This window comes from Luteolibacter flavescens (assembly GCF_025950085.1).
Classification (GTDB): Bacteria; Verrucomicrobiota; Verrucomicrobiia; order Verrucomicrobiales; family Akkermansiaceae; genus Haloferula; species Haloferula flavescens.
In genome coordinates, this window is sequence record NZ_JAPDDS010000006.1 from 138,817 (window position 1) to 163,337 (window position 24,521).

The following is a 24,521-nucleotide window of genomic DNA, read 5'->3' on the forward strand; positions in this document are numbered from 1 at the left end:
TCGGACCAAGCAGGAAATGACGATAAGGTTATTCCCCGGCTAAGGTTTTGTGCCGGTTTTGGGCGATGGGCAATTTGCCCGGTAGCTTTGTGGTGGCCTTGTTACGGGTTGGTTACATGAGGGTTGCGATCAATCGCTGGTGCGTTTTGCACTTTATTGTCTTATTGGCTTATAAGTCAGGGGTTCCTGAAGAAATGCGTCTTTTTACGATGCAAAGGTGTTGACGTTTTTGAAGAGTTAGATAGATCAATGGGCGTTCTTTGGCCTTCTCTCCTCCCCGAGAAAAAGGAAACCGCTGTACATACCCTACAACTCCGTTTTCGGGAGGCTCGATAGGTGCCACAGGTACCCTCGGACGAGGGATAACCGTGCCCTGATGAGACGATCTTCCCGGTGCGTATTGCCCTTAAGATCCCACCTCCATGAAATCCCGGACTGCCTTCGCAGGAGCCCGCGCTTTGCTTCAGCCCATTCTGGCCTTGGTCGGGATGGCGAGCGCCTTCTCCCAATCGATCGTTCAGGAATACTACGTGCCGATGCCCGAGGCTCAGATCCGCCAGTCTTTCCTGGCGCTCGCGAGCAACACGGGCACGACGATGGACACCACCATCTCCATGGTGGCGGCCGTCAATGGCACGAAGATCGTGTATGACCACTGGGAGGACGGCTATGAGGTGAACCTCGACAGCCCGACGCAAGCCTCCACCCAGATCTGGGGTGACGGGAATGACTCGAACGGCAAGCCGCCGGGATTTGCCACGGACCCGAATGGCCTCTCCGCCGGCGCGGTGATCGCGCTGCGGAACCTGATCACGCTGCCGCGGAATCCCACGGCATTCCTTTACGACGGCCGCGACCGGGTGGGGGCCACGCGCGGGATCGCGGTGAGCCGGTCGAGCTGGGCAACTACGCCGGGTGCCGTACTTGCGGACGCGACCGAGGTGAATGCCACCATCGACTGGGGCACGAATTTCACCATCCCGGTGGGTGAGAACGAGATTTTCCCGACGCCTGCGACGGCGTCGATGTTCGAGCTGTGCTCGCTCTTCGTCCAGGCCTCGCAGGCAGGCACGACGGTCCGGATCGACCGCGATGGAAATGGCACCGTGGATGCGACCGTGGTGCTGGGACAGGGAGAGACCTACTATCTGGAGCGCGGCGTCCTGCGTGGTGCCACGGTGCTGGCCACGAAGCCGGTGCAGACGCACATCATCACCGGGGACATCGGAGGGAACTACGAGACCCGCTGGTACACCGTCGCTCCCACGAATCTGTGGGGCAGCCGCTACTACAGCCCGGTGGGCACCGCCTCGGATGGCGATGACACCTACGTCTTCCTCTACAATCCGGACACCGAGGCGACCACGGTGGCCGTCACTACGCGCCTGGGCACCAGCACCATCAGCATCCCTCCGAAGAGCAACTACATCTACCTGATGCCCCAGGAATCGGGGGCCAGCTTCATCAATGCGGCGGGCAAGACCTTCTACGCGATCGCGACCGTGGGTGCGGAACCCACGGCGAACAACGTACACGACTGGGGCTTCAGCCTCGTGCAGGAGTCGGACCTGACCACCTCGCTGTCGCTGGGCTGGGGCCCGGGCAGCTCCGAGACCGGCACCATCACGGTGAACGGAAACCCGGTCTGGGTCACGGCGACGAAGAACACGACGCTCTACGTTGACTTCAATGGCGACCGCATCGGCTCGCAGACCGATCCGCTGGGCGGCAAGTGCGACCAGATCCTCCAAGTCTCCGCGCTCCAGGTAGTGCGCCTCTTCGACCCGGACAAGGACCAGACCGGCATGCGCGTCTACACCACGGACGGCACGCTGATCACGGGTGCCTGGGGCCAGGACCCGGCGACCGCCGGCCCGGGCAATCCGTTCCTGGATGCGGGCACGACCATCCCGTCCTTCCCGCTGCCGGTGATCCGCAAGACCTCGGCCATCGCCGTGGACAACAACACCGTGGGCCTGAGCGACGGCGACGTGCTTGAATACACCATCACGTTGGACAATGCGGGCCTCGTCGCGCTCGGCAACACCCTCGTGACCGACAACCCGCCCTCGAAGCTCATCTACGTCGCGGGCAGCGCGACTCGCGACGGGGTGACCGTGCCGGACAATACGGGTGCGGGCAACACGCCATTCCCCTTCGATGCGGGCGGCTATAATATCCCGATCCTTGCTCGCGGCCAGGTCACGACGCTGAAGTACCGCGCGACCATCAGTGGCACCGGCCCGATCACGAACACGGTGACGACCTCGTATCCCGGCGTCGTTTCCACGAATACCATCTCGGTCCCCGGCGGCGGCACGGCAGCGCAAATCACCTTCAGCCTCTCCGGCGGCACCGGCACCACCACCTACACCGCTGGCGATGGCATCTACGTGACGCTCACCGATCCGGATGCGAACACGAACAGCACCACGGTGCAGACCGTCACGGTGATCGTGAGGAATCCGACGACGGGTGACTACGAGACGATCACGCTCACGGAGACCACGGCGTCTTCCGGAGTTTTCCGAAACACGACCCCGCTTCCCTCGTCCTCCGCCGCGGGGACAAAGCCGAATGACGGCACGCTGAATGTCTTCCCGGGCAATGGCCTCACCGTCAGCTATACCGACCCGGTCTTTGGCGAGACGGCGAATGCCACCGCAACGATCATTACGCCTGCTCCTGCGAAGATCCTCTACCTCAGCACGGACGGCGTGGGCAATCCGGACCAGGATCTGGACCGCATCGATCCGAATCTGTCCGGTGACACGACCCCGGCATTCACGGCGGACATCACCGTGCCATCGGCAGTGACGGCAGGCACCACGTCGCAGTTGGGTTTCAATGGCCCGCTGCTCGGCACCACTCCGAGTGCCACGATGAGCCACACTGTCAGCGGGACGAACCGCCTCCTGCTTCTCTCGGTGAACTACGAGGACGACAACACGGCGGGCATGGCCATCAACACCGTGACCTTCAATAACGTCGCGATGACCCGGGTCTCACGCGTGCCTTCCTCGCAGGAGGCGGTCAGCGAGCTCTGGATGCTGATGAATCCACCCGCGACGACGGCGAACATCGTCGTGAACATGACCGACTTCAGCATCGGCGACGCGCTCTACCTCGCGGCCACCACCTTCACCGGGGTGAATCAGACGACGCCGCTCGGCACCACGGTCACGGCGATCGGGACGACCACTCCCACCACGATCACCGCGGGTGGCGCGGTCGGCGAGCTGGTCTATGTGACCGCTGCCATCGATGACTCCCGCACGGCCACACCGACCGGCGCGACGGCCACCGCGCTGTGGAATGGCGCGATTGGCGGCACCGGTGACGGTATCCGCAGCGTGGGTAGCACGCGTGCGGGCACCGGGTCCACGGCTGCCTTTGCATGGACGCTCAGCGCGGCGGATACCTGGGCGGCCATCGCCGTGCCGATCCGTCAGGCCACGGCGGGGATCGCTTCCACGGTGAGCTTCACCCAGACGCCGAACTTTGCGGAGGCCTTCACGATTCCGTCCGGCTCCCAGTTGGTCGGGACCATCTTTTACACGGCGTCCACCGGCACCCTCAGCGGCACGGTGGCAGTTTCGGCCACGCTGCGCTACGGTTCCACGGTGGTGGCCACCGCCAGCTCCGCGAGTGCGAATGCCAGCACGTCGGTGCTGACCTTTAACTTCCCGGCGCTGTCGAGTGCGGTGACGATTCCCGCCGGGCAGCCGCTCACGCTCGACATCACCACGGCGGTGTCCGGCGTTTCCTTCCGCGTCGATTACGACCTGAATACGAAGCCGTCGCGGATCTCGATCCCGACTACCACGGTCATCCACACGGACTCGGTCGGCGTCTACACCGCGCCATATCCCGGCGGCACGCTGGTCACCAGCCCGTCGAATGGCCAGACACTCTACGTCCGGACCGTCGTGGGCGATCCCTTCGGTGCCTATGACATCACCAGCGTCTCGCTGAATGTGGACGCGCGTGACAGCAACATCGACGACTTCACCGTCGTGCTGAACGACGCGAACGTCGTGGCGAGCACCGCTTCGTCGAAGACGTATGAATACGTCTGGCGCACGGGCGTGACCACCGGGCCCTACACGCTCGCGGCAACCGCGCGAGAGGGACTCGAGGGCACCATCACCTCTTCGCGTGCCACCTCGGTCACGCTCAGCTTCCAGGACCTCGGCACTCCATCCACCACGGAATTCTTGAATGCCAGCGGCACCCGCACCACGACCTACGCGGCGAATGACCCGGTCCGCATCCGCGTGACCGACCTGGACAAGAACCAGAATCCGAACCTGGCCGAGACCATCACCGTCATCGTCACGAACAGCAGCGGCGACTCCGAGACTGTCACGCTGGTGGAGACCGGGGTGAATACCGGCGTCTTCGCCGCGGTGTTGCCGACGACCTCGACCGGCTCGCCCACGCAGAACAACGGCACGCTCTACGCCCCGACCGGCAGCGTCATCAACGTGGTCTACACCGACGCCACGGACAGCAACGACACCTCCAGCGCCACGGCCACGGTGCCTGCGGCCACGGCCACGCCGGCCTTGTCCATGAGCAAGACGCTCATCTCACCGACCGGTGGCCAGGCAATGGTGGGCGACACGATCCAGTATCGCCTCCGCGTGGTGAATACCGGCGGCACGGCGCTTTCCACGGTCTCCCTCACGGACACCTTCCCGGTGGCGAACCTGACCTACGTCTCCGCGACCACCACGCCGACCAGCGTTTCCGGTGGCACCATCACGTGGTCGAATGTCGGCCCGCTGGCACTCGGCGAGTCGGCGGAGATCTTCCTGACCTTCACCGCGAATGCCGCGGGCACCACGGTGACGAATTCCGCGACCGCGACCTCCGGTTCCGCGACTTCCACCAGCTCCGCGAACATCACGATCGTCCGCCCGCGCCTCACCGTCACGAAGACGGTGACGAGCCCGACCTCGGGCGTTGCAGGCAGGGGAGACAACGTGGTCTTCAATATCTCCGTCCAGAACTCCGGCACCACGGCCATCCCGAACCTGCCGCTGGAAGACCTCTTCAGCAACGATACCTTCGAATACGTCACCGCCTCGCTCACACCGAATGCGGTGGGCTCCGGCACGATCCTTTGGAATGACATCACCGGCCCGGGCAGCCTGGCCGTGGGTGCCACCCAGACCATTTCCGTCACCCTGCGGGTGAAGGGCCAGGCGAACCCCGCGACGAACGTGGCGGCGGTGAACTACGCCACGGATGCGAACGGCAATGCCGTCCCGGCAAGCAGCAGCACCGCCTCGCTGGTGACCTCCGCCGCCTCGATCCGGGGCACTGTCTTTGAGGACAAGGGAACGGCAGGCTTCGGCGATGGCGATACCCCGCTCGCGAACGTGCGAGTCACGCTCTACTCCGATCCGAACAACGACGGCGATCCTTCCGACGGCACGGTGCTGGCGATCGCCAACACGGGAACCGATGGCGTTTATGAATTCCTGAATCTCGCGATCGGCAACTACGTCGTGGTTGAAACCGACCCGATCGGCTACCGCAGCGTGGCCGACGTGGATGGCGCGAATGACAACCGCATCAAGGTCTCCATCACCACGCTCACCGCGGTGACGGGGCGGAACTTCCTCGACATCTACATCAATCCCCAGGACTACGCGAACATCGCAGGCCAGGTCCGCAACGACGTGGATGGCGACGGCGACCTGCTGGATGCGGACAGCGGCATCAGCGGCGTGACCATCGATCTCTACACCGACCCGAATGGCGACGGTGATCCGACAGACGGCACGCTCTACCTGAGCGTCCTCACCAACAGCACGGGCAACTACAACTTCGACCTGGTGCCACCCGGTTCGTACGTCGTGATCGAGACGGACCTCGCGGGCTACTTCAGCACGAACGACAAGACCCTGCCGAACGACAACCGCATCCCGGTCACGGTGGCGGCCAACGGCAACTCGCTCGACAACCACTTCCTCGACTCGAACGCCACGACCCTGCTCGGAACGATCGGTGATCTGGTCTGGGCGGATGCGAACAACAACGGCCGCTTCGACGCGGGCGAGTCCGGCATCCCGAATGTGATCGTGCAGCTCTACCGCACGTCGCAGACCCCGGGATCGAGCGTCCCGTATCGCACCACCACCACGAACTCGAGCGGCATCTACGCCTTCGCCGGAGTGCCTGCAGGCAACTATCTCATCTACCTCCCTGTCTCGAATTTCTCGGGCAGTGGAGCGCTGGTCACCTCGCCGCTGTCCTCCACCCTGACGGTCACCTTGGACAACCGGGTGAACAACGATGACAACGGCATCCAGACCGCATCCGGCGCCGCGGTGGTGAGCCCGGCGATCTCGATCTCGCCGAACGAGACGGACAACACCATCGACTTCGGCTTCGTGCCGAATGCCAGCCTCGGCAACATCAGCGGCACCGTCCTCGCCGACATCAACAACGACAACATCGGCGATACGGGCATCGGTGGCGTGACCATCCAGCTCTTCACCGATCCGAATGGCGACGGCAATCCGGCGGACGGCGTCGTGGTGGCCACCACCACCACCGCCGCGAATGGCAGCTACTCCTTCACCGGTCTGCCGCCGCGTGCCTACGTGGTCATCGAGTCGCAGCCCGCGGGCGGCTACCTCTTCGTCTCGGACAGCGACAGCAGCACCCCGGCCCGCCAGGTTGCGCTCGTGCTGGCTGCCGGTGGCAGCGGCGTGGCGAACTTCGTGGAAGAACTGCCCGGCACCGTGACCGGTCGCATCTACCGCGACGTGAATGGCAATGGCACCCAGCAGCTTCCCGCCGAGCAGGGCATCCCGGACATCCGCGTGGTCATCAGCAATGCGAATGGCGGCACGCAGGAAGTCTTCACCGACTCGGATGGCAACTGGAGCGCTACCGTGCCACCCGGCACGACCATCGCGAACGTCGATGAATTCTACCTCCCCGAGGGCTGGGTCCAGACCGAGGGCACCGATCCCACCACCGTCACCGTCAGCGCGGGCGGTTCGGTCAGCGCTGGAAATGACGGCTACTTCTACCCGGCCATCGTGACCGGCCGCGTGTATCGCGACGTGCTCGGCAATGGCGTGCAGGACGGCTCCGACCCGGGCATCTCCGGGGTGATCGTCCGCGTCCGCGACGTGCTCGGCGTGATCCGCAATGTCACCACGAATGCGAATGGCGACTGGACCGTGAGCGTGCCTCCGGGTGCGACGGTCATCGATGTGCTGGAACTCGACGCGACCTTCCCGACCGGCGGCATCCTCGTCGAGGGCACCGATCCGAACACGGTGGACGCACAGCCCGGCACCACGACGAATGGCGGCAGGGACGGCTACTACTTCCCGGCCACCGTGACCGGCCACGTCTATCTCGATGTGAATGGCAACTCGGTGCAGGACTCGGGCGAACCGAATCTCCCGAACGTCGGCATCCTCGTCACCGGCAGCAATGGCGTGGCGCAGACCGTCAATACCGACAACGCCGGCAACTGGCTCGCCAGCGTGACGCCCGGCGGCGGCACCGCGAAGGTGGTGACGACCAGCCCGGGATTCCCCGCCGGTGCGGTGCAGCGCCAGGGCGATGACCCGACCAGTTTCGTCGCAGTGGCGGCGCAGGTCGTCTCCGGCGGCATCGACGGCTACTTCGTCCCGGCCACGGTGACGGGCTACATCTATCGTGACGTGAATGGCAATGGCGTGCAGGATTCCGGCGAGGCCGGCCTGGCAGGCGTACCCGTGAAGATCACGAATAGCCTCGGCGCGGTGCAGACCGTGACCACCGATGCGCTCGGCTTCTGGACGGCGACGGTGCCACCCGGCACCACCATCGCGGATATCGATGATGCCAGCCCGGCGATTCCTTCCGGCTCCGTGCGCACGCAGGGCACCGATCCCACCACCGTGACCGCGCTCGCGGGTGCCACGGCGGATGCGGGCAAGGACGGCTACTATCAGGCGGCGACCGTCACCGGTCACCTCTACGTGGACTCGAATGGCAACGGCGTCGAGGACGCGGGCGACCAGCCTCTTCCAAACGTCAACGTCATCATCACCGACATCCTCGGCGTGGTGCGCGTGGTCGTGACGGATGCGAATGGCAACTGGACCGTGAGCGTTCCTCCCGGCCAGACCACGGTGGACGTGGACCAGGCCGATCCGGACTTCCCGGCAGGCGGCACACTCAGCCAGGGCACGGACCCGAGCACGGTGACCGCCGTCGCGGGCCAGAGCACCGCGGCAGGCACCATCGGCTACCGCATCCTCGGCATCGTCACCGGTCACCTCTACATCGACGTGAATGACAGCGGCGCGCAGGATCCGGGTGAGCCGGACCTGGCAGGCGTCACGGTCACCGTCAGCGGCGGGCCTTCCGGCACCGTCACCACCGAGACGGATTCGCAAGGCAACTGGTCCGTGAGCGTGGCTCCGGGCAACTACCAGGCGAAGGTCGATACGCTCGATCCGCAATTCCCGGCCGGCTCGGTCCAGAGGGAAGGCACCGATCCCACCCCGGTCACCGCATTGGCAGGCCAGACCGTGAGCGCGGGCAACGATGGCTACTACATCGCCACCTCGGTCACCGGCACCATCTACCTCGACCGGAACAACAACGGCACCCGCGACAACGGCGAGCCCGGCCTCGCCGATGTGACCGTGCAGGTCACGGCATCGAACAACTCCGTCCGCACCGTGGTGACGGATGCGAATGGCGTGTGGGTGGCCAGCGTTCCACCGGGCACCACCACCAGCGTGGTGCAGGAGACCTCGCCGATCTTCACGGCCGGCTATGTCCGCACGCAGGGCACCGGCACCGGCACGGTATCGGCGGTGAATGGCTCGCCGACCTCGGTCCCGATCAACGGCTACTACTTCCCCGCGACCATCACCGGCCATCTCTTCAATGACCTGAATGGAAACGGCATCGAGGACTCCGGCGAGCCGGGCCTCGGCGGCGTGACCATCATCATCACGGACAGCCTCGGCGTGGTCCGCACGGTGGAGACGGATGTGAATGGAAACTGGACCGCGAGCGTGCCTCCCGGCCAGACCACGGTGGACATCGACAATTCCGATCCGCAGATCCCGTCCGGCGCGACGCAGACCGCGGGCAACGATCCGGTGACGGTGACGGCCGTGGCAGGCGTGAGCACGCCGTCCGGTTCCACGGCTGGCTTCTACAAGTCGGCGACCGTCACGGGCCACCTGTATCTCGATACGAATGGCAACGGCACGCAGGACATCGGCGAGCCGAATCTGCCAGGCGTGAATGTCTTCGTCGCCGACTCGAACAACGTGACCCGCACCGTGGTCACCGACGAGAATGGCAACTGGACCGCCAGCGTGCCTCCGGGCCAGACGCTCATCGACATCGATGAGACCGACCCGCAGTTCCCTGCCGGCTCCACGCAGACCCAGGGCGTGGCCTTGACCACCGTGACCGCCACGACGGCGAATCCGGTGAGCGCCGGTGCCGCGGGCTTCTTCGTGCCCGCCGTGATCACGGGTCACCTCTACCTCGACCTGAATGGCAACGGGAACCAGGACTTCGTGGTCCACGACCTGGCGAACGTGAACATCATCGTCACCGACTCGAACGGCCAGACGCAGATCGTGGTGACGGATTCGAATGGCAACTGGCGCGCCACGGTGCCACCGGGCCCGGCCTCGGCGAAGGTGGACGACACCGACCCCGAGTATCCCGCGGGATCGACGATCACGCAGGGTGCGGCGACCACGGTCTTCAATGCGATCGCCGGTGCGACCACGGGCAGCACGCCGGTCGGCTTCTTCTTCCCGGCGCGTGTCTTCGGCCACCTCTACATCGATACGAATGGCAACGGCGTGCAGGACACCGGAGAGCCGGACCTGGCAGGCGTGGACATCTTCGTGACGAGCGCGATCAACAACGTCCAGACCGTGACCACCGATGCGAACGGTGACTGGATCGCGACCGTGCCACCGGGCAATACCAAGATCGACATCAACGAGAACGATCCGGACTACCCGACCGGCTACACCCAGACCGAAGGCACCGATCCGAGCTTCGTGACCGCGGTGGGCAGCATCGACACCTTCGCGGGCAACGATGGCTTCTATCGCTCCGGCACGATCAGCGGCGGCATCTTCAATGACACGAATGGCAACGGCACCCGGGATCCCGGCGAGACCGGCCTGCCCGGCGTGGACGTGCTGATCACCGACGTGAACGGCAACACCCAGACCGTGACCACCGGCGCGAATGGCGAGTGGGTTGCGACGGTGCCACCGGGCCGCGTGGACATCGACATCGTGGACACCGATCCGCAGATCCCTGCGGGCGCGACGAAGACGACGGGAGATGATCCCACCTTCGTGATCGCGCAGCCGGGTGTGAATGTGCCCGTGCCCGGCACCGTCGGCTTCTTCCAGGCCGCGACCGTGACCGGCGTGCTCTATGCCGATACGAATGGCAATGGCGTCCGCGATGCGGGCGAGCAGGGCCTGCCGGACATCACCGTGCTCATCACCGACAGCCTCAATGCTGCCCGCACGGCGGTGACGGATGCGAATGGCGTCTGGACCGTGAGCGTACCGCCCGGCACGACCGTGGCGAAGGTCGATACCCTCGATCCACAGTTCCCCGCCGGTGTGATCCAGCGCGAAGGCACCGACCCGACCACGGTGACCGCCGTGGCTGGCACCACCGTGAGCGCGGGCAATGACGGCTACTTCCTGCCAGCGCAACTGACCGGCACGATCTACCGCGACGTGAATGGCAATGCCACGCGTGACGGCGGTGAGAACGGTCTCGCCGGCGTGATCGTCCGCATCACCGACAGCCTCGGCACGGTGCGCGACGTGGTAACAAATGCGGCGGGCGTCTGGACGGTGAGCGTTCCTCCCGGCGAGACCGTGGTGGATATCCTGAACCAGGATGGCACCTTCCCGACCGGCGGTGTGCTGCGCCAGGGCGTGGATCCGCAGACGGTGGTCGCCGTGGCAGGCTCCACGGTCACCGCGGGCACGGCGGGCTACTACTTCCCCGCCACCGTCACCGGCCATGTTTACTTCGACGTGAATGGCAATGGCACGCAAGACTCCGGCGAGTCCGGCATCGCGAGCCTCGATGTGGTCATCACCGACAGCAATGGCACGACGCAGACCGTGATCACGGACGGCAATGGCAACTGGACCGCCAGCGTGCCGCCGGGCAGCACTTCCGCGAAGCTGCTGGAAAGCGATCCGCAATTCCCCACGGGAGCCCAGCGCACTTCGGGGGCCGATCCATCGGTCGCAAGTGCGGTGGCCACCCAGATCACGGGCACCGCTCCGATCGGCTACTACTTCCCGGCCACCATCACCGGCGTCGTCTATGCCGATACGAATGGCAATGGCTCGCAGCAGGCCGGTGAAGACGGCTACGTGGGCGTGACGGTGAATATCACCGACAGCCAGGGCGCGACCCAGACGGTCACGACCGGTGCCGGTGGCGTGTGGACGGCCTCCGTGCCGCCGGGCCTGGCGACCGTGCTGGTGACCGACACCGCAGCCGTGATCCCCGCGACCTCCATCCTCCGCGAAGGCACGAATCCGAGCACCGTGGCCGCTGTGGCCGGGGTGGTCTCGAATGCCGGCAAGGACGGCTACTTCCTGCCCGCCATCTTGACCGGCCACCTCTGGGTGGATGCGGATGGCAGCGGCACCGAAGATCCGGGCGAGGCACTGCCGAACGTCAACATCATCATCACCGACAGCAATGGCACGGTCATCATCGTGACCACCGATGCCAACGGCGACTGGACCGTGACCGTGCCACCGGGCACCACCATCGTGGATGTGGATCAGGGCGATCCGGATTTCCCGATCGGCGGCACCCTCGTGGGTGGCGGCACCGATCCGAGCACGGTGACCGCGGTCGCTGGATCGACCGTCGCGACTCCGGGTCTCTCGTATCGCGTCTTCGGTGTGCTGACCGGCCACCTTTACTACGACGTGAATGACAACGGGGTGCAGGATCCCGGTGAGCCGGCGATGGCTGGCATCACGATCACGATCCTCGATTCCCTCGGCGACCTCCAGGTGCTGGAGACCGACGTGGATGGAAATTGGCGCGCCAACGTGCCGCCGGGCACAACCCGCGTCACGGTGGAGACTTCCGATCCGCAGTTCCCCTCCGGCGCAGAGCAGACGCAGGGCACGAATCCGACGGACGTGGTGGCCATCGCGGGCCAGTCCGTCAGCGGCGGGGTGAATGGCTACTACGTCGCCACCTCGGTCACCGGCATCGTCTATCTCGACCGGAACAACAACGGCACCCGCGACGCGGGCGAGCCCGGCCTGGCCGGAGTGATCGTCCGCGTGACGGACTCGAACAACGTGCCGCGGAACGTGGTGACGGACAGCGAGGGCGTCTGGGTGGCATCCGTGCCGGTAGGCACGACCACCTCTGTGGTGCAGGAAAGCGGCACCATCTTCACCCCCGGCTACGACCGCACGGAGGGCACGGGCACCTCCACCGTCACGGCGGTGAATGGCTCGCCTACCCAGGTGGATATCACGGGCTACTACTTCCCGGGTGCACTGACCGGCATCATCTTTGACGATACGAATGGCAACGGCGTGCAGGATGGCGCCGAGCAGGGCATCCCCGGCGTGCAGGTCACCATCACCGCCGGCAACGGGGTGGTCACGGTGGTCACCACGAATGCCAATGGCGAGTGGACCGCGGAGGTGGGTCCCGGCACGGCGATCGTCAGCGTGGACCGCGGCGACGTGCCTCCGGGCGCGATCGTCACCGCAGGCTCGGATCCGACCGAGGTGACCGTCACCCCGGGCACCACCACCACCGTCCCGGGCACCGCCTTCTACGTCCCGGCCACCGTGGGCGGCCATCTCTTCCGCGATGTGAATGGCAATGGCGTTCAGGATCCCGGCGAGCCGAACCTGCCGAACGTGAATGTCTTCGTGGCCACCTCCACCGGCACCGTCATCACGGTGGTGACGGATGCGAATGGCGACTGGACCGCCAGCGTGCCACCGGGCACGACGCTGATCGACATCGACGAGAATGATCCGGACTTCCCGGCGGGCGGTGTGCTCACGGCAGGCCAGCCGGTCACGACGGTCACCGCGGTGGCAGGTCAGAATACCAGCGGCGGCACCTTGGCCTACTTCGTCCCGGCGACGATCCGCGGCCATCTCTACCTCGACGTGAATGGCAATGGCACGCAGCAGGTGGCGACCGAGGCGAACCTCGCGAACCTCGACCTGCTCATCGTCATCGTGGATTCGAATGGCAATACCACGCGCGTCACCACGGACAGCGCGGGCAACTGGAGCGCCACGGTGCCTCCGGGCCCGGCGACAGCCACGGTGGACTCGGCTGATCCGGAGTATCCCGCCGGTGCCCTGGTGACCCAGGGTGCAATCACCACCAGCTTCAATGCGGTGGCAGGGGCGTCCACGGACAGCACGCCGGTCGGCTTCTTCTACCCGGCGATCATCACCGGCCACCTCTACGAGGATGTGAACGGCAATGGCACGCAGGATCCCGGCGAGCCGAACCTGCCGAACATCAATCTCTCGGTGCTCAACTCGAACAACATCACCCTCACCGTCACCACGGACGTGAACGGCAACTGGTCCGCCAGCGTGCCGCCGGGAACGACGGTGGTGAACGTGGACGAGTCCGATCCTGACTTCCCATCCACTCACGTGCAGACCGAGGGCGATGACCCGACGACGGTGACGGCCGTGGCGAATACCACCACCTTCGCCGGAAGGGATGGCTACTACCGTGCAGGCACCGTGAGCGGCCGCGTGTATGCAGACACGAATGGCGACGGCGACCTGGATTCCGGTGAAAACGGCATCGCCGGGGTGGAGGTGCGCATCACCACCTCGACGGGCACGGTGCTGACGGTCTTCACGGATGCGGTCGGCTTCTGGACCTCGCCAGTGCCTCCGGGCTCGACCATCGTGGATGTGATCGACACCAGCTCGGTCATCCCGGCGGGCTCCGTCCGCACGGCAGGCACCGACACGGTGACCGTGACCGCGACCGCGGGTGCGAATGTTTCCGCGGGCAGCACCGGCTACTTCCTGCCGGGCACCATCAGCGGCTTCGTCCAGTCGGATACGGATGGCAATGGCATCCCGGACACCGGCATCGCGGGTGTGACCGTGGGTCTCTTCGACACGAGCAGCAATGCGATCGCCTCGACCGTCACGGCGGCGAATGGCAGCTACTCCTTCACGAACCTGCCACCGGGCAGCTATGTGATCGTGGAACTGCAACCCGCGGGCTACCTGAGCATCTCGGACGTGGACGGTGGTGATCCGGACACGATCGGCGATGTCTCGCCGGTGGTGCTCGCGGCAGGTGGCACGGTCAGCGGCCGGAACTTCCTGGAGCGTCCGCTCAAGACGCCGAATACCTTCGCGGCATGGCAGGCTGCCAATCCGCTGGGCGGCCAGAACGGCCCGACGCAGAACCCGGACGGCGACATCTCGAACAACCTGATCGAATACGCCTTCGGCCTCGATCCGGCCAGCGGTGCGGGCAATCCATACTGCCTGGTGCCCTCGCTCGCCAATGACGGCACCATCGATGCGGTCTATACCCGCACCGCCGGTGGCGCGCTCGACGTGACCTACGAGCTCCAGTCCATCTCCAGCCTCACGCTTTCCCCGGCTAGCTGGGCGACGGTGAGCCTGGCTCCGGTGAACTTCACGGTGACGAACAACGGTGACGGCTCCGAGACGGTGCGAATCCTGAACCTGCAGGCCCTGACCGGCTACACGACCGGCGGCTTCGTCCGGATGCGCGTGAGCCTGGATGCGGATAGCAACGGCACGCCGGAAGCGGTGGCCGTGACCGAGGTCGGCGGCTGGGTGGCCACGGATCTGGGTGAGGGATGTCGCACCTATGCCGATCCGTTTGTCTCCTGCCCGCCCTTCTCCGGAGTGGTGAGCGGGGTGAATGGCCAGCAGATCACGCTGGGCACCTCCGCCGCAGGGCTGAATCTCGCGACGGTGCTGCCATCGGGCTCCTCCTACTACCTGGAGGTGACCTCGGGCGACTGGGCGGGCCATCGCTTCGACGTGACCACCACGGGAGTGGGGACGCTGTCGCTGGCGAATGACTCGGACATCTACTCCGAGACGGGTCCATTCAACACGGTTGCCGGAGCGCTGCCTGCCAGCTTGGTGGGAGACAGCTTCGTCATCCGCGTGCATCGCTCGCTCGGCCAGATGTTCCCGGTGACCGCCTTCGCCGCGACGAATTCGCAGGACACGGCAGATCAGGTGCAGACCTACTCGAATGGAGTCTTCATCTGCTACTGGCTCTACAATGACGGCGGCACGCCGCGCTGGGTCCGCGTGGATGACAGCAGCATGTCCGACCAGACCTCGAAGGTCATCCCGCCGACGGCAGGCACCTTCGTCACCTGCGTGGATGGGCCGGGCGCGCTGCTCGCCTATGGAAAGGTCCGCTCGAATGACTTCGCGCTGCCGCTCCAGGCCGGAAACAACCTGGTGCACGGGGGATACCCGGTGGATGAATCCCCGCTCTCCCGCGGCATGACGCTGGGGAATGGCTTCTACGGCGACCGCGACTTCAAGAAAGCAGATGAAATCTTCATCTGGCGAGGCGATCAGTCCTCGAGCGCCAGCGGCTACGACACCTACTACCTGCTCGATGCGTCCACGACGCTGAGGCGCTGGGTGAAGGTGGGCGACGCGACGCTCCAGCCACAGGATGGTGCCCTGCTCTTCAAGCGAGACAACAGCGCCTTCATCAAGACGAACAACCCGCTGCCGTTCCACAAGGTCACCCGCCCTTGGCAGCCCTGAGACCTATACTTCACCCCTTACCACGATGAGAATTCGTCACCTAGCAGTGCAAGCGGCGGCAGCGTTCCTGCTCTTCGCTTCCATGGAGGCTCCGGCCGCGACCATCAACTGGGGCAGCCCGGTGCTCTCGACCACGGTCGATAGCACGGGCGCGGCGCTCACGTCCGACTACAGCATCAGGCTGGGCGTCTTCGCCAATGGCTTCGTCCCCACGGAAACGAATGTCCACCTGTGGTCCGCGAACTGGCGCACCTTCAGCGTCGCGAGCTTCGATCCGAATCTCGGCTACTTCACCGCCACGGCGAATCTCATCGCCGGAGGCGGCAGCAGCGATCCGGTGGCCTACCCGGGCTTCGATTTCTCCGGGCTGAATGCCTACATCTGGATCACGGAGGATGCGGCGATGACGGTGGGCTCGGAGAGCTTCCTGGGCCGCAGCGAGAGCTGGGTGCTGCCGGGTGCCCCTCCGCCCGACGATTGCGGATGCGACGGAGGCCTGCCCTACCAGTGGTCCACCTCGGATCTCGCCGTCTCGGACGTGCCGGTCTATGGCTCGCAGGGGCCGGTGGTCGGCGGTGGTGACGTGGAGAATCCCGGGACCTACACCATCCAGACCCACGTGGTGCCTGAGACGTCCACCTTCTTCCTCGCGACGTGCGGCTTGCTTTTCGCGCTCCGCCGCCGTCGCATGAAGTCCTGAACAAGATCCGGAATGCGATGATTTCCCTGCGCGGCCTCCTGCTCCGCTTCTTCCTGGTGATGGTCCTCATGGAGGTCTCCGGGGCGAGGACGATCCAGTGGTTCAGCGACGCGCAGAATGTGAATGTGGACAGCGGTGGCGCGCCGATGGACGGCGGCTATCGCTTCGAGCTCGGGGTCTTCGCCGCGGGCTTCACGCCGACCACCGCGAATACCGCGCAGTGGGCCGCGAACTGGAGCGCGGCACAGCGCCTGATCTACAATCCGGTCACGCAACGCTTCACCGGCCAATACACGGTCACGTCGAATGTGGCACCCTTCACCGTGGGCGCGAATGCCTGGGTGTGGGGCTTTGGCGGCAGGGCGGGGAATGAGTGGCTGCTCTTCCGCGCGCCCTCGTGGACGTGGCCGGCACCCGACAGCACCAACCCGAGTGCCCTGAGCTGGAATGCGAAGAATGCGACGCAGGTCGTCGCCGGGTCCATCCAGTCATCCGGCAGCCCGTCGCTGATGCGGACAGTGGCGGTGACGAATGGAGCCGCGCCTTCCACGACCTACGCCCGCTGGAGGGACGAGGAGCTGAACGGCGTGGTGCTCGGCGGAGCGGAAGACGATGCCGATGGCGACGGCATCCCGAACGTGATGGAGTTCGTCTTCGGCACCCGCCCGATGACCCCGGACACGCTTCCGCCGGTGACCACGTCCCTCGGTGCGGGCGGCGTAATCCAGCTTTCCATCCCGCGTCGCCTCGATCGCTTGGCGAACTTGTCGATCCAGAGCTCTCCCAATCTCCAGACATGGGGCTCCGCAAGCGCGGAAGCCACGCTGGTGAGCAATGGCTCCGCCGCCTGGGTCGTGAGCTTCCCGATCAGCAGCAGCGGCCGACGGTTCTTCCGCGTCGTGGCGACGCCGTGAGTCCCCGGGGTCTTGTAAAGATGCCGGCTCGGTCGTAATTGTCATATCATGCGGATAGTCAATCTGGTGGTTGTTAGGGAAGGTGGTGGCGGGAATTCGCCTCATTGAGGTGCGCGTATCTATCAGGTTTTCAGTCTTGTAGGCTGTGCGGTCTGGTGGGCTTGGTCATCGGGAGAATTGCCCGATGAGATGCGTGGGGTTGTTCGATCCGTAACTTCGTCGTAGATGGTCGCGCGAGTCGTTTGCCGTATCCCGGTGCGAGTCGCTTTTCCCCCTTCCCGTCATGAGCCAGAGTTCGTCGTCCCTTGCTGCCCGCGTTTTCCTGCGTCCGCTGTTTGTCCTTCTCGCCCTGCTGTCGGTCTGGATCGGCGGCGTGCAGGAAGCCAGGGCGCTGACGGTGAAGAGCGAGCTGGATCTCTACTCCAGTACGCTCGGCGGACTGACCGATGCCATCGATGCGGGCGGGACGGTGCGCCTCCAGTGGGTGCTACGCTATGACAAGGTGCCACAGAGCGGCATGGCGAAGCTGACGCTGCCCCCGATGATGACCTATGTGTCCGGCCAGAGCCGCTTCGGCAGCCCGGTCTCGCTGAGCCACGCAGGCGGCACGATCACGGCGACGCTGCTGCCGGGTGGCAACGAGGGCCGCTCCGAGATCTGGCTGACGGTGCAGGTGGCCAGCCTGGCGGATCTGCCGGAGGTCGCGCCGGATTTCCAAGTGAAGGTCTCCGCGAATGCGGCGCGCGCTGGGGAGTCGGCGTCGGGAAATTTCAGCCATCCCTTCGCGATGCTCTACTCGAAGGTGAAGGTGACAGCGGACACCTCCGGACCCGTCGCCCCCGGTGACTTGATCACCTACACCGTGCAGGTGCCGGATTACCCGCACTTCACGATGTATTCCTCGCGGCTCACGCTCACCGCGCCGAATGACACGGATATGGTGGCGAGTTCGCTGGCGGGAAATTCCGGCGGCACGGTGACGACCAGCGGGACAAGTCGCTTCACCATCGACTGGGGCACACAGGCCCCGCGCAGCCACACGGTGAGCTTCCAGGTGAGGGTGCGGCCGCGTAATCAGATCAGCCCGAGCGTCACGGAGATCAATTGCAACAACGTCAGCTTCCGCCTGCAGGTGGAGACGCCCTACACGGGGAATCCCACGTCCGGGGCAGGCGGGAAGCACCGCCGCACGATCTCGCCCGTCGCCCCGGCGGTGAAGGTGCCTTTCGATACATCGCTGGAACTCGGGCTGGGCTTTGACCGGCTGGGCGTGGCGGTGAACCAGGAATTCCAACTGAAGGCGCGCATCACGAACATGACGCCCTTCCAGGTGACGGATGCGAAGCTGGACCTGGCGACCCTGGCCTACAGCGGCGAGGGGCTGGCGGAGCCGACCGGCACGCCTCCCGCCGGGGTAGCGCTGGCACCGGGCGCGAGCGCGGAGCTGATTTATCGCTTCCGCGCGACGCGGAATGGCAAGCTGGCCATCACGGTCCTCGCCTCGGGGCAGGCGATGACTTACCAGAATTTCAAGATTTCCACGCCGCTCGTGACCAGCGGACGCATCTGCGTGGGCTGCTCTGGCGTGGGGCTGGAGATCGAGCTGCCTGAGGATGCGGACCCCGCGGTGGATATGCCCTTCATGGCGACGGTGGTGGCCACTTCCTACGAGGCGACGCCGCAACTCGTGACCTTCACGCCGTCGCTGCTGACGGAGGCGGGCAGCGGGCGTTTCAAGATCGAGGCGGGCGAGGTGCCAGCCTTCACGCTCACGGCGGCGAATCCCATTCGCAGCTTCCCGGTTGTCATCACGCCGCTGAAGCCGGGTACGGGAACGGTGCGCTCGGATGCCGAGGTGCTGGCGGCGAATGGTGGCGTGAGCACGACGGGTGTTTCGAAGGAGATCGTCGTTTCGCCACTGAGCATCACGCTGCGGGCGAAGCCACTCCTTGGCGACGTGCCGATCGTGAACATGAAGCTCTCGGAGGAGCCCGATCCGCAGACCGGGCTCTACAAGGTGATGGACGCGGATGACCACGTGATCGAGCCGAAGATCGAGGTCATCATCGAGAACAAGAGCGACCAGCCGGTGGCGGCGCAGGTGGAGTCGGTTTCAGCATTGGCGCGGGATCGCTCGGCGCTGGTGGGCGCGCGCATCGCCATCGGAGGGCAGCAGGCATTCGACGCCGGGACGCTGGCACCCGGGGCGATCGTGAGGAAGGAATATCCGCTGCTGGTGAAGGCAGACGGGCGCTTCCATTTCCGCGCGATGGTGAATGGCCGCAGCGCGGGGGCGGCGGAGCCTTTCCGCACGTTTGGCACCGGCGCGCCGATCGCGGTGGGGATGCCGTATCCGGTGGAGCTGGAGCTGGACTTCGCGCGGACGCCGGCGATCACGAACCAGAACAACGGCGCCTTCTTCATGCAGCCCGGGGCGTCGCTGCAGATCTTTGGCAAGGTGACGAACAAGACGTCGAACTCCACGGTGGAATTCCACGGCATCCGCTCGACGAAAAACCTGAACGCCCTGAGCGCGGTGCTGACCAGCGACGACGGGAACATGGTCGACCCGCCTTTCCCGCATCAGCATGAGATCGAGGCGAATGGCGTGCTGCTGCTGAGCGGCAAGATCATGACGGAGGCGGACGGCGCGCCCTCCGGCACGGCCACCTTCGAGGGAATGACGGACATCGTGCTGATCGACGACGGGACGGGCGACGAGACGAAGCTGACGATGGATGATGTGCTGGTGACGGGCGGGCTCGGCGGTTGGCTGGGGAATCCGCTTTCCGTGCGCATCATCCAGGACCACAGCCGGCCCTTTGCTCCTGCCGCGCTGACCAATATGGAAGAGGTCGCCTACTGGAGCCATGGCGCGATGGTGGGCATGGGCCAGTGGTGGTATGACAATCTCGACAGCATCGGGGCATTTGGCCGGGTGCCGGGAAGCATCGCGGGGAATCCCTCGCAACTCGGCGAGATGATGGGCTCCGCGTCGCGCGCGGTGTGGGAGGGCGCGGAGTATCTCGCCTTCACGTGGAAGGGCATGACGCCGGCGCAGCGCGAGGCTTTCGTACAGTCCGCGGCATTGGAGGTGGCCCGGCGGGCGTATCTGATGAAAGCGCTGAGCCTGCCCTTCGACCCCAGTGACTTCAATCAGGTGCTGGATTACACGCGCAACTCCACCTACTCGCTCTTCAGTGGCATGGAGGCCGCGTATGCCTCGGACGATCCCGCACAGATCGCGGACTTGTGGGGCAGGGTGTCTGGGAATGCCGGCATGGAGGTGATCACGATGGCGCTGCCGAGCCCGAAGCTGAACCAGTATGCGAAGGCGCAGGAGCTGTCGAACCTGGTGGAAAACTCCAGCATCAGCAAGGTGCTGAATGACCAGGAGACGCTGCTCCGCACGCTGAAGCCGGGCAAGGTGGATGCGGACATCACCCTGCGCGCCTGGGGGCTGACAGGGGATTATCTGAAGGACATCCAGGAGATCTTCCGCCGCTTTGGCATCAAGGGCTACATGCGCGAACGCACGCCGGAGTCGCACACGCTCATCGATGTGCTGGGCGAGGCGGTGTGGAAGCCCGAGGCGATGAAGCCGAAGGGCATCTCCGACGTGGACATGCTGCTGCTGGGCGATGACATGCCGACCATCCGCGGGAAGTCGCCGGAGAATCGCGCGCTCGATCCCGTGGGCATCACGGCGATCTTCATGCCGGACCCGGACGATGTGATCCGGGCGAACCTGGCGGCCAAGGGCCACTCGGAGGCGGTGATCGAGGTGGCCCTGCGACGCGCGGCCAGCCGTCGCAAGGAGTTCGACAAGCACTACCCGAACTTCAAGCAATGGTCGAAGCCGGTGAGCAGCGGCGGCGGCCTGCCGATGAAGAAGAACTACAAGGACAACGGCGTGCCGAATCCGGGCTCCGAGAAGGGTCCGAACCGGCCCTTCCGCTACGATGTGATCGAGCGCCCGGGCAAGCCGCCCGTGCTGATCCCGAAGATGATGAACTCCGATCTCACCGAGTTCAAATTCATCTCGGGCGATATCGACTGGATTCACTTCACCTTCCTCGATGGCACCCCCATCGACCCGGTCACGGCGGCCAGGCTCTACGACACGATGAGCCGCTGGGTCGGGCTGCAGCACCCGGAGACCATCAGTTGGATCGACGATCTCGGGCAGAGCATCTTCGTGGACAAGGCCGACCAGCTCGTGGACTACCTGCGCGGGGAAAAGGCCCTGCTGGAGGTCTCCGGAACTACTACAAATGCCGTACATATCAGCATGGGTCTATCCCGCTTCGCGAGGAAGGGGCGGACGCACCTGATCCACTTCGACGGTGGCATGAAGTCGCGCGTGCGTGCGGCGCAGGCGGACATCGAGGACGCCTTCGCCTATTTCCAGGCCAAGTGGCCGGACCGCAGGATCTTCATGCCTTTCCTCTGGAACCACGATGGGGAGGAACCGGACGGGACCATTGGAGGGAATCCGAACTGGAACTACAGCACGAATGAATCCGGCGGGTCCCCACTGCTGGTGCGCGGCGGCGACGGGGAAAACGTGGAGGTCTTCAATGGCACCACCTGGGTTCCGCGCCCGGTGAGTTCGCTGCCGCCGGTGATCAAGCTCGCGCCGACCTCGGCTTTCAGCAGCGAGACCGCCGCGGGGGCTATCTCGGCGGTGCCGCAGGACCCGCTGGCGATATGGCCGGATCAAATGGGCGGCCGCATCCAGCAGTGGTTCGCACCGGGGCAGGTGGTCGTCATCGAGCCCGGCACCATCTATCAGGAAGTCCGCCGCATCGTCTCCGTGAATCCGCTTGTCTTCGACAGCCCGCTCGACCTGCCGCACGCGGAGGACGCGATGATCTCCTATCTCTCGCCGACGCTCTACGCAGCGGTGGACCCGGTGGACCGGCCAGTTGCGCTGGGGATCACGCCATACGGAACGACAGGCGAGCTGATCGCGGACTTCATGGTGCCCTACGGCGGCAGCGCGATCCTTGAGGAAAGCGGCACGCTGGCCGGCTCATGGTCCGCCATTCCGCTGCCGATGATCCGCGGCGGGCAGGTGCAGGCTGGCAGGGTCAGCGTGACGTACCCCGGCGAGGTGATCTCGGTGGTGCTGCCGACGCGTGCTCCGGCTCCGCAGCGGCGGTTTGTCAGGGCTAGGGAGCCTTGAGCGTGGCCTGTGCCGGGCTGGCGGCAGGATGCCGCAGCCACGGTGGGTGTCACTTCGCGAGCATGCCGCGGAGGAGGCGGAAGCCGTCATCGACCAGCTCGGACGGGGGCACGCCCATCATGACGCGGAGGAATTCCGCCTTGCGCGTGGAGATGGAGAGCAGGCCGTGCGTGAAGGTCCAGACGACCAGCGCGGTCCTCCGCAGGTCCACGCCGGGGAGCTGGATGGAGCCGTCGGCGATGCCGAGCGCGAGGGCCTGGCCGAGCATCTCGAAGGCCGGGTGGGAGAAAGCGGGTGCGCCCTTGCCCGATCCATCGCCCGCGGGCTCGTGGTCCTGCTCGGAGTGAAACTTGAAATACACCGGATGCTCGCGGGCAAACTGGTAGTAGGCGCGGCCGATGAGCTCGATGCGGTCGAGCCCGCTGTCCGCCCCGGCGAGCGCGTTTGAGAAGAGATCCCGCAGCACCGTGGCACCGCGACGGCTGATCGCGTGGAAGAGATCGGCCTTCGTCGGGAAGTAAACGTAGATGAGCGAGCGGCTCAGGCCGGTGAGCTTCGCGATCTCGCCGAAGTTCGTCGTGTCCCAGCCGACCTTCGCGATCACGGCCTCCGCGGCGTCGATGATTGCTTCGCGGCGGGCCTCCTTTTCCGCCTCGCGGCGCTGCTGCTGGGCGACTCCGGAGGGGGAGGGGGGACGGGGTGGCTTCTGCGACTTGTGACGGGAGGGCATCGGTCTCGGTTCGGGAAACTTTCGGGGGAAAGGGGGGCGCGGCAAGAAAAAGGCGGCTCCCGGGAAATCGAATTGACACTTTGTCAGTGAGAATGAATCTCAATAGTGCCGCGCGGGCCGAGACCTGTCCACTTCGATCCGCGAAATCACGGCCACCCCGGAGAACCACCCCGCCCCGCCACTTCCCGACCATCCCCTATGATCACATCCCGAAACTTCCGCCTCGCCTGCTGCCTCACGATCGCCGCCGCGGCCATCCCCACCGCCCACGCCGCCGTGAACTACGTCAGCCTCGGTGGCCCGGCGACCGGCGGCCTCGCCCTCGCGAACTACAAGAACTCGACCACGCAGGACGGCATCGAGAACAAGACCGGCGGCAACGGCCTGGCGCAGTATCCGAACTTCCAGATCCCCACGGGCTACACGAATGCGGGACGATGGACGGCGATCGTCACCTCGCCGCAGTCCACCTCGACGAACTACGCGACGAAGTTCAGCAATGCCTTCTACGGAGGCTCGCCGATCACGGTGCACAACCAGACCGTGACCGATGCGGACCACTCGACGATGAGCGCGGGCCTCATCGGCTACGACACCTCGGCACTGACCGGATTTGGCACGGAGACCATCCCGCTGAGCGGGCTGACCATCAATTTCGACACCTACCAGTGGGACGGCTACACCGCTTCCGGGTGGAACACGGGCGTGGGCAACGTGAACATCTCGCCCTTCTCGACCGTCCACACGATCTACAATGAAGGCGGCGGCGCGGGAAATGCGGCAGGCTTCTACAATATCTCGCTCACGAATGCGACGGGTACCGGCCTGACCTTCGTGGATGGCCAGCTCACCTCGATGGACATCTCGGGCACGCTGAACGTGCTCATGCAGATCGGGAATTTCCCCGGCTTCGGCTCGGCGACCTTCACCGGCACCTTCTCGACGAGCGGGCTGAACTACGCGTTCGACGTGAAGGACACGGAGACCGTCGCGGTCTTCACCGGCATCAACATGATCATGGACCGCGCGGGCACCGCCTTCGTGATTCCGGAGCCCTCGTCCCTGCTGCTCGGCGCGCTGGGCCTGCTCGCCGCCGTCCGCCGCCGCCGCTGAAGGCTGCCCTTCCCCGCTGACCTCG

General features: G+C 65.4%; 6 protein-coding genes. 5 read left to right on the forward strand and 1 reads right to left on the reverse strand.

Annotated elements, in window-relative coordinates; translation table 11 throughout:
• The first annotated feature begins 422 nt into the window (after positions 1-422).
• The 4 genes from OKA04_RS12515 (at position 423) to OKA04_RS12530 (ending at position 22,653) form a co-directional block, all read left to right on the forward strand.
• Positions 423-15,851 carry an SdrD B-like domain-containing protein gene (locus tag OKA04_RS12515; protein WP_264501508.1) on the forward strand — a complete coding sequence of 5,143 codons (15,429 nt, stop codon included), beginning with the start codon at positions 423-425 and terminating at the stop codon, positions 15,849-15,851.
• A gap of 82 nt (positions 15,852-15,933) precedes the next feature.
• Positions 15,934-16,551: a hypothetical protein gene (locus OKA04_RS12520; RefSeq protein ID WP_264501509.1), complete on the forward strand. Its 618-nt coding sequence runs from the start codon at positions 15,934-15,936 to the stop codon at positions 16,549-16,551.
• 17 nt (positions 16,552-16,568) lie between these two features.
• Positions 16,569-17,465, forward strand: a complete 897-nt coding sequence (locus OKA04_RS12525) for a hypothetical protein (protein ID WP_264501510.1) — start codon at positions 16,569-16,571, stop codon at positions 17,463-17,465.
• Between the two features lie 283 nt (positions 17,466-17,748).
• On the forward strand, positions 17,749-22,653 hold the full coding sequence (locus OKA04_RS12530) for a hypothetical protein (RefSeq protein ID WP_264501511.1): 4,905 nt from the start codon (positions 17,749-17,751) through the stop codon (positions 22,651-22,653).
• 49 nt (positions 22,654-22,702) lie between these two features.
• Here OKA04_RS12530 and OKA04_RS12535 read toward each other — a convergent pair whose 3' ends face one another.
• A complete protein-coding gene (locus tag OKA04_RS12535) occupies positions 22,703-23,383 on the reverse strand; it encodes a TetR/AcrR family transcriptional regulator (protein ID WP_264501512.1) in 681 nt (226 codons plus the stop codon).
• A gap of 198 nt (positions 23,384-23,581) precedes the next feature.
• On the opposite strand from OKA04_RS12535, the gene OKA04_RS12540 reads away from it, so the two are divergent.
• Complete coding sequence (locus OKA04_RS12540; protein ID WP_264501513.1) at positions 23,582-24,496, forward strand: PEP-CTERM sorting domain-containing protein; 915 nt, start codon at positions 23,582-23,584, stop codon at positions 24,494-24,496.
• Positions 24,497-24,521: the final 25 nt, after the last annotated feature.

Excerpts from the sequence above, each read along its gene's own strand:
- OKA04_RS12515 (WP_264501508.1), top strand. The coding sequence starts at position 423 with ATGAAATCCCGGACTGCCTTCGCAGGAGCCCGCGCTTTGCTTCAGCCC.
- OKA04_RS12520 (WP_264501509.1), top strand. The coding sequence starts at position 15,934 with ATGGAGGCTCCGGCCGCGACCATCAACTGGGGCAGCCCGGTGCTCTCG.
- OKA04_RS12525 (WP_264501510.1), top strand. The coding sequence starts at position 16,569 with ATGATTTCCCTGCGCGGCCTCCTGCTCCGCTTCTTCCTGGTGATGGTC.
- OKA04_RS12530 (WP_264501511.1), top strand. The coding sequence starts at position 17,749 with ATGAGCCAGAGTTCGTCGTCCCTTGCTGCCCGCGTTTTCCTGCGTCCG.
- OKA04_RS12535 (WP_264501512.1), bottom strand. The coding sequence starts at position 23,383 with ATGCCCTCCCGTCACAAGTCGCAGAAGCCACCCCGTCCCCCCTCCCCC.
- OKA04_RS12540 (WP_264501513.1), top strand. The coding sequence starts at position 23,582 with ATGATCACATCCCGAAACTTCCGCCTCGCCTGCTGCCTCACGATCGCC.